Raw genomic sequence first — 13138 nt, 5'->3', positions numbered from 1 at the left:
GTTGCTGATGACTGCGCAATATGGATTCTTTATCGATTCAAGTCGTTGTACTGGCTGCAAAACCTGTGAGCTGGCCTGTAAGGACTATAAAAACCTAACGCCGGACGTCAGTTTCCGCCGTATCTATGAATATGCTGGGGGCGACTGGCTGCAAGAGGGCGATAGCTGGCATCAGAATGTGTTTGCTTATTATCTGTCAATTGCCTGTAACCACTGTGAAGATCCCGCCTGCACCAAGGTGTGCCCAAGTGGTGCCATGCACAAGCGGGAAGATGGTTTGGTGGTGGTGAACGAAGAGATTTGTATCGGCTGCCGGTACTGCCACATGGCCTGCCCGTATGGCGCACCGCAGTATAATGCGGCAAAAGGCCATATGACCAAATGTGATGGCTGCCATGAGCGGGTGAGTAGCGGGAAAAAACCGGTATGCGTGGAGTCTTGCCCGCTACGGGCGTTGGATTTCGGCCCGATTGATGCACTGCGTAAGCAGCATGGCTCTCTGGCAGAGGTGGCTCCGTTACCGGCGGCTCATTTCACCAAACCTTGCATTGTGCTGAAACCGAACGCCAACAGCCGCCCAAGTGGTGACACTACTGGCCATCTGGCCAATCCGAAGGAGGTTTAACATGGGAATGGGATGGCATGAATGGCCGCTGATGGTGTTCACCGTATTAGGGCAGTTTGTGGTGGGCGGCGTAATCGTCATGGGGCTGGCGTTGATCGCCGGGAATCTGACTGATCGCCAAAGCAAAGCGGTACAGCGTTCGATGTTCTACCTGTGGCTGCTGATGGGTATTGCGTTTGTTGCCTCGGTGCTGCATTTGGGTACACCGCTGCGGGCTTTTAATTCACTGAACCGTATCGGTGATTCGGCATTGAGCAACGAAATTGCCAGCGGTGCGCTGTTTTTTGCAGTCGGTGGCCTGTACTGGCTATCGGCCATGCTGAAAAAATTGCCGCTGACGTTGAGCAAAATATGGTTAATCGTGATCATGATACTAGGCGTGCTGTTTGTTTATGCCATGACACGCGTTTACCAGATTGAAACCGTGCCGACCTGGCATAACGCTTATACTACTCTAGATTTCTTCCTAACGGTGTTTCTCGGTGGGCCATTGCTGGGGGTGCTGCTGCTGCATACTGCCGGGCTGGAAGTGGCAGGGCGTTACCCATTGGCAATGATCAGCGTGTTGGCGCTATTACTCAGCCTGTGCTCCGCACTGTTGCAAAGCAGTGAACTGGCGACTATCAGTAGTTCGGTACAGCAGGCTACGGCGTTGATCCCACAATATGGCCAACTGATGGTATGGCGGCTGGTATTGTTGGTATTGGGATTAGGTTGCTGGATCTGCCCTCTGTTACGCCGTAGCAACGTAGGAGCGATGGGGTTGAGCTTGGGGTTGGCATTGGTTTTTGCGGGTGAATTGATTGGCCGCGGTGTGTTTTATGGTTTGCACATGACCGTGGGTATGACGGTGGGTGGCTGAGGTTTGACTGAGCGTAGCGTGCGGCACCTTTGGAGAAGTTCAAGTTATGATGCTCGAAAAAATCGCGTTAACTGGCCGGGTGCTTGGGGTGCTGCTGTATGCGCCCCCAGAAAGTAAGGAATGCCAGCCTTTGCTGGCAACCTTGCAGGAGCCACAGTGGATTGCAGAGTGGCCTTATGAGGGGGGGCAGCAGGCTGCGGCATTGCTCGCCGCAGGCGTTGCGGATAATCAGCCGGAGACGCTGGCAGAAGCTTATCAGCGCCTGTTTGTTGGCCCTTATGCTTTAGCGGCTCCGCCTTGGGGTTCCGTCTATCTGGATAAAGAAAGCGTGCTGTTTGGTGATTCAACGTTACGCTTACGTCAGTGGTTGCGGGTGAAGGGTATCGAAGCGCAACGCGAGCACAATGAGCCGGAAGACCATATCGGAACTTTACTGATGTTGGCGGCTTGGTTGGCAGAAGAGCAACAGCAGGCGCTGGTGAGTGAACTGCTGGCACAGCACTTATTACCTTGGGCACCACGTTATTTGGCATTGTTACAGCAGCACGCCGGGCATCCGTTCTATCAGGGATTGGCACAGTTGGCTCAAGCCACGCTGGCCGCCTGGGCCGCAGATGGCCCGGCACCTCAGGTGAAGTTGGAGCTGTATTACTGATGAAAAATAATCAGCAACTCACACCGCAAGGCACTAGCCGACGCAGATTGCTGACGGGCTGGAGGGATCGCAGTAAACAGTTGCCAGCGCAGGAAGCGCTGTCTTTGGGATTGCCCGTGGTGGCCCGCCCGCCTCAGGCATTACCCGATCCCTTATTCAGTGCGTTATGCAATGGCTGTGGTGCCTGCGTGAGCCGTTGTCCGTATGGTTTATTGAGTATCACTCAAGACAAGGCGGCGCTGAGTATCGATTTCACCGAATGTGATATTTGCCTGAAATGTACCACAGCTTGCCAAACAGGGGCGCTGCGTGATCAAATGCCCTGTGACACCTTGCTACGCCCGCAAATCAGCCTGAGTTGCCTTGGGCGGCAGGACAGTTGCCGGATGTGCATGATTAACTGCCCGCAGCAGGCGCTGGTTTTCAGCGTATCCGTCGAAGGTGGCCGCCAATTGCAGTGCGATAACGAACTCTGTAATGGTTGTGGATTATGTAAATTATCGTGTTTTCATGGGCATATCCTGCTTGCTCCTCTGGGTGAAAAATCATTACCTGCGAGGATATAATCGGGAATGATCCCCGCGTTTTTCACGCTCTGGCTTTAAACCGGAGGGTATAAACATATTGTGCGGTGAACACTTAATCATCGATTGACTTTTTTATCGCCAGTGGCATGATGCGCGCACTTTCTTCAAGTGTTCGGTTTCAATTTGATGATGTCCGCCTATTCCCGCCCAGTGCTGTTGCTGCTCTGCGGTTTGTTGTTGCTCACGGTTTCTATTGCCGTCTTGAATACGTTAGTTCCTCTCTGGTTAACTCATGCTCAGCTGTCAACCTGGCAGGTGGGGATGATCAGTTCTTCTTATTTTACCGGCAACCTGGTAGGCACGCTGATGGCGGGCAAACTGATCAAACACATTGGGTTTACTCGCAGCTATCATTTTTCCTGTTTGGTTTTTGCCGTTGCCACTGCGGGAATGGCGCTGTCTCTGGATTTTTGGAGCTGGATGGGATGGCGCTTTTTTGCCGGAGTAGGGTGTGCCTGGATCTGGGTGATTGTGGAAAGCGCTCTGCTACGCAGTGGTAACTTGAGCAACCGTGGCCAACTGCTGGCGGCCTATATGATGGTGTACTATTTGGGCACGGTGGCAGGGCAACTGTTGCTGAGCATGGTTTCCACCGAGCTGCTGAATGTGCTTCCCTGGGTAACCACTATTGTCATGGCAGCGATGTTGCCAATGCTGTTTGCCCGCGTGAACAATCAGAGTGATGAACCACAGCAGGCAGCCGTCTGGTCAATGCTTAAGCGCCGTAGTGCGCGGTTGGGGATCAACGGTTGCATTATTTCTGGGATGGTGCTGGGGTCGCTGTACGGTTTGATGCCGCTTTATCTGGCTCACCAGGGGATGAGTGACGCGAACGTGGGGTATTGGATGGCCCTGTTGGTCAGTTCGGGCATTGTCGGCCAATGGCCAGTAGGGCGGATGGCCGATCGCTATGGCCGCTTGCTGGTGCTGCGTATTCAGGTGTTTGTGGTGATCCTCGCCAGCATCGCGATGCTGGGTAACTATGCGATGGCTCCGGTGCTGTTTATTCTGGGCTGTGCCGGCTTTACCCTGTATCCCGTCGCCATGTCCTGGGCCTGTGAAAAAGTGATGCCGCATGAACTGGTGGCGATGAATCAGGCATTATTGATGAGCTATACCATCGGCAGCCTGTTAGGGCCATCAATGACCTCAATGTTGATGCAAAATTATTCCGATCAGCTGTTGTTTGTGATGATTGCTGCGATGGCACTGATTTATCTGGTGATGCTGCTGAAAAAACCAAACCGTCATCACACACCGTTGGCGGCCTGAAAGTAAAAAACCGGCATTCACGCCGGTTTTTTTAAACACCTTCATGGCGATCAATAGATCACCGTATGGCCGTAACTTTCCAGAATCCCTTTAACGCGATCCATGGTGTCAGCTTTGGGAGGGTGAACGCCGTCCAGCTTATATTCTTCGCCCATTGCCACCCATTTATGCTTGCCCAGTTCGTGATAAGGCAGCAGCTCGATTTTCTCGATATTGGTCATGTCTTTGGTGAACTCACCGAGCAGATGCGCTGATTGATCATCGTCTGACCAGCCTGGAACCACCACGTAGCGGATCCAGGTGCGCTGGTTGCGTTTCGCCAGATAACGGGCGAACTCTAGCGTGCGGTGGTTGGAAACCCCGACCAGATTCTGGTGGATATCATCATTCATCTGTTTTAAATCAAGCATCACCAGATCGGTGGCATCCAGCAGTTCATCAATAACCGGATCGTAACGGCGCACAAAGCCGTTGGTATCCAGGCAGGTATTGATGCCTTCCTGGTGGCAGGCGCGGAACCAATCACGCACAAACTCTGCCTGTAAAATAGCCTCGCCGCCGGATGCCGTTACACCGCCACCGGAAGCATTCATGAAATGGCGATAAGCGACGGTATCGGTCATCAGTTCTTCTACGGTCACTTCTTTTCCGCCATGGGTATCCCAAGTATCGCGATTATGGCAATACAGGCAGCGCATCAGGCAGCCCTGGAAGAAAACAATAAAACGGATACCGGGGCCATCAACGGTGCCACAGGATTCGAAAGAGTGGATGCGGCCTTTTAACGACATTGCGGGTTTTTCTCCAATATTGACTGTCAAACGCAGTCTGCAATTTGGCTGGTAACCGCCAGAAGGTATCAGCGATGCGGCAACGGGGCTGGCCCAGTACCGGAGTGAAACGATTCTTGCTGGCCGGTTAGTGGCCGAATATCTTTCAGTATATACCCTTCGTCTTATCAGCCACAGCCTGGCTCTGATAACGTTTTGTAAGATATTGGGCATAACGTCATGTAGCAAAAAAGGCCGGAATATCCGGCCTTGGTGTTTTTTCCGGTGGGCGGGTAACACCGCCCACTGGCTGAGTGGATTACATCGTTTGAGTGAAAGTACGAGTAATCACGTCTTGTTGCTGTTCTTTGGTCAGCGAGTTGAAACGCACGGCATAACCGGAAACGCGGATAGTCAACTGCGGATATTTCTCCGGGTGTTCCATCGCATCCAGCAGCATTTCACGATTCATTACGTTAACGTTCAGATGCTGGCCCCCTTCGATGGAGGCTTCGTGGTGGAAATAACCATCCATCAGGCCTGCCAGGTTGGCTTTACGCACATCATCATCTTTACCCAACGCATTAGGTACGATGGAGAAGGTGTAAGAGATCCCATCTTTCGCATAGGCAAACGGCAGTTTGGCGACGGAAGTCAGGGAGGCGACAGCCCCTTTCTGATCGCGGCCATGCATCGGGTTGGCACCTGGGCCGAATGGCGCACCGGCACGGCGGCCATCTGGCGTGTTACCGGTTTTCTTACCATAAACCACGTTAGAAGTGATGGTCAGAACCGACTGAGTCGGTATCGCATTGCGGTAGGTATGCAGTTTCTGAATTTTCTTCATGAAACGTTCAACCAGATCACAAGCGATGTCGTCAACGCGTGCATCGTTATTACCGAACTGCGGGTATTCACCTTCGATTTTGAAGTCAACGGCCAGGCCGTCTTCATCACGGATGGTGGAAACTTTGGCGTATTTGATCGCAGACAGGGAGTCGGCAGCAACGGACAGGCCAGCAATACCACAGGCCATGGTGCGGCAAACGTCACGGTCATGCAGTGCCATCAATGCCGCTTCATAGCTGTATTTATCATGCATGTAGTGAATGATGTTCAGCGATGTCACGTACTGCATGGCCAGCCAGTCCATAAAGTGATCCATGCGATCCATGACTTTGTCATAGTCCAGCACTTCATCCATCATTGGGGCTTCTTTCGGGCCAACCTGGATTTTCAGTTTTTCATCTACGCCGCCGTTAATGGCATACAGCATGGTTTTCGCCAGGTTGGCACGCGCACCGAAGAACTGCATTTGTTTGCCGACAATCATTGGGCTGACGCAACAGGCGATGGCATAGTCATCGTTGTTGAAGTCTGGGCGCATCAGATCGTCGTTTTCATACTGCAAGGAGGAAGTGTCGATAGACACTTTCGCTGCGTATTTTTTGAAGTTCAACGGCAGTTTTTCAGACCACAGGATGGTCATGTTCGGTTCTGGAGACGGCCCCATGGTGTAGAGGGTGTTCAAGAAACGGAAGCTGGTTTTGGTGACCAGAGTACGGCCATCAACCCCCATACCAGCCAGGGATTCGGTTGCCCAGATTGGATCACCGGAGAAAAGCTCATCGTATTCAGGGGTACGCAGGAAGCGCACCATACGCAGTTTCATCACCAGATGGTCAATCAGTTCCTGAGCTTGGCCTTCTGTCAGTTTACCGGCCTTGATGTCGCGATCGATAAACACGTCAAGGAAGGTTGAGACACGGCCAAAGGACATGGCAGCGCCATTCTGAGATTTAACCGCGGCCAGGTAACCGAAGTAAGTCCACTGTACTGCTTCCTGTGCGGTTTTAGCTGGAGCAGAAATGTCATAGCCGTATTTGGCCGCCATTTCTTTCATCTGGCCCAGTGCGCGGTGCTGTTCAGCGATCTCCTCACGCAACTGGATGGTCATGGCCAGATCTTCGCCGCTTTCCAGCTTGCTTTGCAGCGACTTGAACTGTTTCAGCTTATCAGCCATCAGGAAATCGATGCCGTACAAGGCAACGCGGCGGTAGTCGCCAATGATACGGCCACGGCCATAAGCATCTGGCAAACCGGTCAATACGCCAGACTTACGGCAGTTCAGAATGTCTTTGGTGTAAACATCGAATACGCCCTGGTTATGGGTCTTACGGTATTCGGTGAAGACTTTTTTCACTTGTGGGTCCAGTTCGCGGCCATAAACCTTGCAGGAACCTTCAACCATTTTAATGCCGCCGAAAGGGATCAGCGCGCGTTTCAGAGGAGCATCAGTCTGCAAACCCACGATGGTTTCCAGATCTTTGACAATATAGCCCGCATCATGAGAAGTAACGGTAGATACGACGTTAGTATCGAAATCAACTGGCGCATGGGTGCGGTTCTCCAGTTTGATCCCTTCCATCACTTTGTCCCACAGGGTCGTGGTGGCTTGGCTGGCACCGGCCAGGAAAGATTCATCACCCTCGTAAGGAGTGTAGTTTTTCTGGATGAAGTCACGAACGTTGACTTCTTTCTGCCAGTCACCTTCGCTAAAACCTTCCCATGCGTTAGCTAACTTCTCGTTAAGTTCGGTCATTATACACCTACCTTCTAATGTGAATTTCTTTGTAAACCCGGCGCTGTGCCAGCGAACAGATTAGTGTTTCTGTTCACCGTCACGCAGATAAATCACCCAATAAGTCAACCCAACCAGCAGACCGCCGCCAATAATGTTACCAATGGTGACAGGAATCAGATTGTCAGTAATGAAATTGCTTACGGTCAGATGAGCAAATTGCTCAGGTGCTGCCCCTATGGCTTGCCAAAACTCTGGCGTGGCGAAATGCTTAACCACAATACCCATAGGGATCATAAACATGTTGGCGATACTGTGTTCGAAACCACTGGCGACAAACATGGCCACTGGCAGGATCATAACGAACATTTTGTCCATCAGACTGCGGCCAGAGTAGCTCATCCAGACCGCCAGGCAAACCATCAGATTCGCCAGGATACCGAGGCAGACGGCTTCGACAAAGGTGTGATGCAGCTTATGGTCAGCCGTTTGCAAAACGTTCAGGCCCCATAGCCCGTTTGCCGCCATGTATTGGCCAGAAAACCAGATCAGCGCAACAAAAACTAATGCGCCTAATAAGTTACCGATATAAACATTCAACCAGTTAATGGCCAGTTGGCCCCAGGTGATGCGGCCACTGGCTTTGGCAATCACGGTGAGCACGGTGGAAGTGAACAGGTCTGCGCCGCAGACCACAACCAGCATTAACCCCATGGAGAAGCAGATCCCTCCCACCAGTTTGGCCAGGCCAAAGGGAACGGCAGAAGTGCCGGTGGTGGCGGTGATATAGAAAACAAAGGCAATAGAAATGAATACGCCGGCAGTAATCGCCAAATAAAAGGTTTTTAGCGGATGCTTGGTAGCTTTATAGACCCCTGCATCTTCGGCGACTTTCGCCATCGCGGCAGGTAACAGCATGTCGAAGGGGTTGTCAGCTCTCACACTAACTCTCGCTCTTAAGGGTTAAAATAATGCAATGAGATACTAGCAAAGCAGTATAGGGTAAAAATTGACTTGGATCATAACGAGGGGAAGTAAAGCGGTAAAAAACCTTAAAAATCATGAGGTTTAATTGCTCAATCTTTTGTTTTATAAAGAGAAAATAATTTTTAATCTTTACAAAAAATTTTGAAGATATCGCTGGTTTTCACCGTGATCGGGTTAAATTTTTGTACGCATTATCGTCTTTTGACAAATAATGTTTAATTGATGGTTAATTTTTATTCCACGGTTAGGCAACAGCGGTGGGGTTATATGTTTTAGTGGTTGAAAAAACAATTTAGTGAAATAAATAAAAAGTGATTCAGCTTAATTATCACTCAAAATAAAAGGAATGAAATATTTCACGTTGTTGATACGCCAGCAAGAGGCTGCTGGCGTATCCAACCTCGCCTACGCCCAGTGGCGGCGTTTGGCTGTTTGTAATTTTTGGTAGGCAACCAGCAATGCCTGATGTGCGGGCAGTGCTTTTAAGTTGCTATCGATGGCGAACAGGCCGTTGAAACGTTCTTCACCGCTCATCGCTGCCGAAGCGGCATCAACCGCATCTTGGCCATACATTTTCACAAATGCCTGGTGGTATTGAACCGGGTCGCGATCCGCTTCAAGTGCCAACAGCAATAATGTTTGCAGACAACGATAATAGTTGCTGCGCTCCGGGGTAAAGGTTGAAGCGTTAAAGTCCTGTGTCCATTCTGCCCAAATCAACGCTTGCTCAAGATCGCCACCGGCCAGTGCCAACATTGATTTCAGTTCGCCCACACGCAGGGTGTACCAGGCGTTGTCTTTACCGGAAGCGATCCCCAGTAGTTCACGCACGCGGGTAAAATCATCCAGACCTTCGTCATCCAACTGCTGGATCAGAGCCAGATATTCTTCGGGTTCCCATGCGCTGCCTGGTAATTGCAGCAATGTTTCACGCAGATGGGCTCCCATGTTGTTATTTGCCAGCAGCAGATCTTCTGCCGGGTAAATATCGGACATGCCAGGCACGATAATACGGCAGGCGTAAACGCCCAGATGCTCGTAATCCGCAATGTACACTTCGGCACCTTCTTTATCGAAGATGTTCATCAGAGTGGCAAATTCTTGTTGTGTACTGCCGCTGAAACTCCAGTCAACAAACGGGTAATCAGCATCCTGCTTGAACATATCCCAAGAAATCAAACCGCTGGAATCGATAAAATGGGTTTCCAGATTGGTATGTTCAGCGACTTCTTCATCATCAAACGTAGGGGCGGTAAACACGTCCAGATCTTTCAGGCTGCGGCCCTGTAACAGCTCGGTCACGGTGCGCTCCAGCGCTACGCCAAAATCAGGGTGTGCCCCAAACGAGGCAAAACAGGTGCCGTTGGTCGGGTTGAACAGCACCACACAAATCACCGGATAGTTACCGCCCAGAGACGCGTCATAAGACAGGATCGGGAAACCCTCGGCTTCCAGTTTGGCAATCGCTTCAACCACGCCGGGGTAGCGATTCAGTACGTCGGCCGGAATAGTCGGCAGACTGATGGATTTGGCGATAATGCGGTTTTTCACATAACGTTCAAAGACTTCAGAAAGCCCCTGAACTCGCGCTTCGTTCGCGGTATTACCGGCCGACATACCGTTGGACACATACAGGTTACCAATGATATTCATCGGAATATAAACGGTTTGCTGGTCAGATTGACGGGAGAATGGTAGGGCACAAATACCGCGCTCATGATTGCCGGATTGTAGATCGACCAGATCGCTGGCGTTCAGTTCCTGCTCTGGATCGTAGAAAGCGTGCAGATGTTCATCAAGAATCCCCTGTGGCAGGCTGTTGTCTGCGGGGATCGGGAACCATTTTTCATTCGGGTAATGTACGAAATCGCCTGTGGCAATCTGCTCACCCAGATAGAAGTCAGCGAAAAAATAGTTAGTGGACAGACGCTCGAAGTATTCGCCCAAGGCAGAAGCCAGCGCCGCTTTTTTGCTTGCACCTTTACCGTTGGTGAAACACAGCGGGCAATCGCGATCGCGGATATGCACTGACCAGACGTGCGGAACCGGATTCAGCCAGGAAGCTTCTTCGATATTGAAACCCAGGTCGGTTAGTTTCTGTTGAAAACGGGCGATGGAGTCTTCCAGCGCAGCGTCTTTGCCAGGGATAAAAGTTTGCGTCATTGTTTTCACTTTATTGAGCGTACTAAAAACGCGCAATGATACGGGGTTTTGCTCTAGAGCTCCACGTATTCCTAAAGCCGTGCAACTGTCACAGTTTTTTTGGGGATAAAGGCCATAATTCAGCGAGTTATCAATCATGGAGAAACGTAATGAAATCAATGAAACTCAGCATATTGGCACTTTTTTTGGCGGGGGTAAGTGGTTCCGTTTTGGCTTTACCTTCGATTACGTTGTTGGCGACCGGCGGTACTATCGCCGGTGGGGGCGAGTCAGCCACGCAATCCAATTATACGGCCGGGAAGCTGGGCGTGGAGGCGTTGGTCAATGCTGTGCCAGAACTGAAAAACGTGGCTAATGTGCAGGGCGAACAGGTAGTGAATATCGGTTCGCAGGATATGAACGATGAAGTGTGGCTCAAGCTGGCGAAGCAAATTAACGCAGATTGTGCCAAAACCGATGGTTTCGTGATTACCCATGGTACAGATACGTTGGAGGAAACGGCGTATTTTCTGGATCTCACGGTGAAGTGTGATAAACCGGTGGTGCTTGTCGGAGCCATGCGACCGGCAACTGCCATGAGTGCCGATGGCCCATTCAACCTGTATAACGCGGTAGTGACGGCGGCCGATCCACAATCAGCCAAGCGTGGGGTGTTAGTGGTAATGAACGATACCGTGCTTGATGGCCGTGATGTGACCAAAACCAATACCACCGCAGTGCAAACTTTCCAGGCACCAAATTTTGGCCCGTTGGGATACATCCATAACGGCAAGGTAGACTATCAGCGGTCACCGCAGCGTAAGCACACCACTGAAACGCCGTTTGACGTCACTAAAATGAACGAATTGCCGAAGGTCGGTATTATCTATAACTATGCCAATGCCTCCGATGCGCCAGCCAAAGCGTTAATTGCTGAAGGCTATCAGGGGCTGGTCAGTGCGGGTGTCGGCAACGGCAACCTGTACAAAAGCGTGTTTGATACGCTGGCAGCGGCTGCACATCAAGGGATCGCCGTGGTGCGTTCTTCCCGAGTTCCTACCGGTTCCACCACCGAAGATGCGGAAATAGACGATGCCAAATTTGGCTTTGTGGCGGCAGGTACGTTAAATCCGCAAAAAGCGCGGATCTTGCTGCAACTGGCGTTAACGCAAACCAAAGAGGCTAAACAGATCCAGGCGATGTTCAATCAGTATTGATCGCTTTCCTTCCTGGGGGCGTGAAGCCCCCATTATTCAGCATAAAACGTTGCAGCAACTCAGTGAATTAGGCCATTCCCCAGCGTTTTATTGCAGAAAAAAACGCGAGGACGGTAGGGTCTGTTATCGCTGGCTTGCACAGTTTCCCGCGCTCGGATGAATAAGCATTGCAGGAGCGTGACGTGAGTGATAAAACCGACATACCCGTCATACTTCAAGTTGCAGGTGCGTTGCCGTCTACTTGCAACTCGAATTATTTAAGGGATGGATTGGTTAACACCAGCGTTAACTTAGGGCGTATTTCGACAGGCCGGTTTCTGCGGCGAACAGTGAATGTGGTGAGGGGAAATGACTCAGGTTTATAATTTTAGCTCTGGCCCGGCGATGCTGCCGGTTGAAGTGTTGCGCCGTGCAGAACAGGAATTGTGCAACTGGCATGGGCTGGGTACTTCAGTGATGGAAATCAGCCATCGCAGTAAAGAATTTATTGCAGTTGCCGAACAAGCTGAACAAGATTTACGCGATCTGCTGAAAGTCCCCGCCAATTATAAAGTGCTGTTCTGCCACGGTGGTGCTCGTGCGCAATTTGCGGCGTTGCCATTGAACTTGCTGGGTGAAAAGACGGCTGCTGACTATATCGATGGTGGCTATTGGGCACACAGTGCCATCCTTGAAGCAGAGAAATACTGTACGCCAAATGTGATTGATGTAAAAACTACGGTTGATGGTCTGTGTGGCATCAAGCCAATGAAAGAATGGGCGTTGAGCGATAATGGCGCTTACGTACATTACTGCCCGAATGAAACAATCGACGGCGTGGCTATCGATGAAACGCCAGATTTCGGCGATAAAGTCGTCATTGGTGATTATTCTTCCACGATTCTTTCCCGCCCGTTAGATGTCAGCCGTTTCGGGGTGATTTACGCGGGTGCGCAGAAAAATATCGGCCCGGCGGGCCTGACGCTGGTAATTGTACGTGACGATCTGTTGGGTAAAGCACGCCGTGAAATACCTTCGATCCTTGATTACACCGTATTGGCTGAGAATGGCTCAATGTTCAATACCCCGCCAACGTTTGCCTGGTATCTTTCTGGCTTGGTTTTCAAGTGGTTGAAAGAACAAGGCGGCTTGGTGGAAATGCAAAAACGCAACCAGGCAAAAGCCGAATTGCTGTACAGCACTATTGATGCATCCGATTTTTATCGCAGCCAGGTGGCGGTTGCTAATCGTTCGTGGATGAACGTGCCGTTCCAGCTTGCTGAGCCAGCGTTGGATAAGGTCTTCCTCAGCGAAGCAGAAGCTATTGGTTTGCAGGCGCTGAAAGGCCATCGTGTGGTTGGCGGTATGCGTGCTTCTATTTACAATGCGATGCCGCTGGTTGGGGTGAAGACGTTGACCGATTTTATGGTCGACTTTGAGCGCCGTCACGGTTAATGCCAG

General features: G+C 51.0%; 11 protein-coding genes. 7 read left to right on the top strand and 4 right to left on the bottom strand.

Annotated elements, in window-relative coordinates; translation table 11 throughout:
• Window positions 1-7: 7 nt before the first annotated feature.
• From Z042_RS18960 to Z042_RS18940, 5 genes are all read left to right on the top strand, one after another.
• Window positions 8-625: a DMSO/selenate family reductase complex B subunit gene (locus tag Z042_RS18960; RefSeq protein WP_024911902.1), complete on the top strand. Its 618-nt coding sequence runs from the start codon at window positions 8-10 to the stop codon at window positions 623-625.
• Window position 626: 1 nt separating this feature from the next.
• Window positions 627-1487: a DmsC/YnfH family molybdoenzyme membrane anchor subunit gene (locus Z042_RS18955; protein ID WP_024911903.1), complete on the top strand. Its 861-nt coding sequence runs from the start codon at window positions 627-629 to the stop codon at window positions 1485-1487.
• A 46-nt stretch (window positions 1488-1533) separates the two neighbouring features.
• On the top strand, window positions 1534-2142 hold the full coding sequence (dmsD, locus tag Z042_RS18950; RefSeq protein ID WP_024911904.1) for a Tat proofreading chaperone DmsD: 609 nt from the start codon (window positions 1534-1536) through the stop codon (window positions 2140-2142).
• Window positions 2142-2708 carry a ferredoxin-type protein NapF gene (napF, locus tag Z042_RS18945; RefSeq protein WP_024911905.1) on the top strand — a complete coding sequence of 189 codons (567 nt, stop codon included), beginning with the start codon at window positions 2142-2144 and terminating at the stop codon, window positions 2706-2708. Before dmsD ends, napF begins: the two co-directional genes overlap by 1 nt.
• 150 nt (window positions 2709-2858) lie before the next feature.
• Window positions 2859-4001 carry an MFS transporter gene (locus Z042_RS18940; RefSeq protein WP_024911906.1) on the top strand — a complete coding sequence of 381 codons (1143 nt, stop codon included), beginning with the start codon at window positions 2859-2861 and terminating at the stop codon, window positions 3999-4001.
• 50 nt (window positions 4002-4051) lie between these two features.
• Here the strand turns inward: Z042_RS18940 and pflA are convergent, their stop codons facing one another.
• The 4 genes from pflA to ycaO form a co-directional block, all read right to left on the bottom strand.
• Window positions 4052-4792, bottom strand: coding sequence for a pyruvate formate lyase 1-activating protein (pflA, locus tag Z042_RS18935; RefSeq protein WP_024911907.1), 741 nt, complete (start codon window positions 4790-4792; stop codon window positions 4052-4054).
• 298 nt (window positions 4793-5090) lie between these two features.
• Window positions 5091-7373: a formate C-acetyltransferase gene (pflB, locus tag Z042_RS18930; RefSeq protein ID WP_024911908.1), complete on the bottom strand. Its 2283-nt coding sequence runs from the start codon at window positions 7371-7373 to the stop codon at window positions 5091-5093.
• Between the two features lie 60 nt (window positions 7374-7433).
• Window positions 7434-8294 (bottom strand): formate transporter FocA, encoded by an 861-nt coding sequence (focA, locus tag Z042_RS18925; protein WP_024911909.1) that lies wholly within the window; start codon window positions 8292-8294, stop codon window positions 7434-7436.
• Window positions 8295-8744: 450 nt separating this feature from the next.
• Entirely contained in the window at window positions 8745-10502 is a 1758-nt protein-coding gene (ycaO, locus tag Z042_RS18920) for a 30S ribosomal protein S12 methylthiotransferase accessory factor YcaO (protein WP_037406190.1), read from the bottom strand.
• Window positions 10503-10651: 149 nt separating this feature from the next.
• On the opposite strand from ycaO, the gene ansB reads away from it, so the two are divergent.
• Window positions 10652-11698, top strand: coding sequence for an L-asparaginase 2 (gene ansB, locus Z042_RS18915; protein ID WP_024911910.1), 1047 nt, complete (start codon window positions 10652-10654; stop codon window positions 11696-11698).
• A gap of 348 nt (window positions 11699-12046) precedes the next feature.
• Window positions 12047-13132, top strand: coding sequence for a 3-phosphoserine/phosphohydroxythreonine transaminase (gene serC / locus Z042_RS18910; protein WP_024911911.1), 1086 nt, complete (start codon window positions 12047-12049; stop codon window positions 13130-13132).
• Window positions 13133-13138 lie beyond the last annotated feature (6 nt).

Source organism: Chania multitudinisentens RB-25, assembly GCF_000520015.2.
GTDB classification, from domain to species: Bacteria; Pseudomonadota; Gammaproteobacteria; order Enterobacterales; family Enterobacteriaceae; genus Chania; species Chania multitudinisentens.
Note: the sequence above shows the minus strand (reverse complement) of the source record. Positions and strands in the feature narration are given on the sequence as shown.

Excerpts from the sequence above, each read along its gene's own strand:
- serC (WP_024911911.1), top strand. The coding sequence starts at position 12,047 with ATGACTCAGGTTTATAATTTTAGCTCTGGCCCGGCGATGCTGCCGGTT.
- Z042_RS18940 (WP_024911906.1), top strand. The coding sequence starts at position 2,859 with ATGTCCGCCTATTCCCGCCCAGTGCTGTTGCTGCTCTGCGGTTTGTTG.
- dmsD (WP_024911904.1), top strand. The coding sequence starts at position 1,534 with ATGATGCTCGAAAAAATCGCGTTAACTGGCCGGGTGCTTGGGGTGCTG.
- pflA (WP_024911907.1), bottom strand. The coding sequence starts at position 4,792 with ATGTCGTTAAAAGGCCGCATCCACTCTTTCGAATCCTGTGGCACCGTT.
- napF (WP_024911905.1), top strand. The coding sequence starts at position 2,142 with ATGAAAAATAATCAGCAACTCACACCGCAAGGCACTAGCCGACGCAGA.
- Z042_RS18960 (WP_024911902.1), top strand. The coding sequence starts at position 8 with ATGACTGCGCAATATGGATTCTTTATCGATTCAAGTCGTTGTACTGGC.
- Z042_RS18955 (WP_024911903.1), top strand. The coding sequence starts at position 627 with ATGGGAATGGGATGGCATGAATGGCCGCTGATGGTGTTCACCGTATTA.
- ansB (WP_024911910.1), top strand. The coding sequence starts at position 10,652 with ATGAAATCAATGAAACTCAGCATATTGGCACTTTTTTTGGCGGGGGTA.
- ycaO (WP_037406190.1), bottom strand. The coding sequence starts at position 10,502 with ATGACGCAAACTTTTATCCCTGGCAAAGACGCTGCGCTGGAAGACTCC.
- pflB (WP_024911908.1), bottom strand. The coding sequence starts at position 7,373 with ATGACCGAACTTAACGAGAAGTTAGCTAACGCATGGGAAGGTTTTAGC.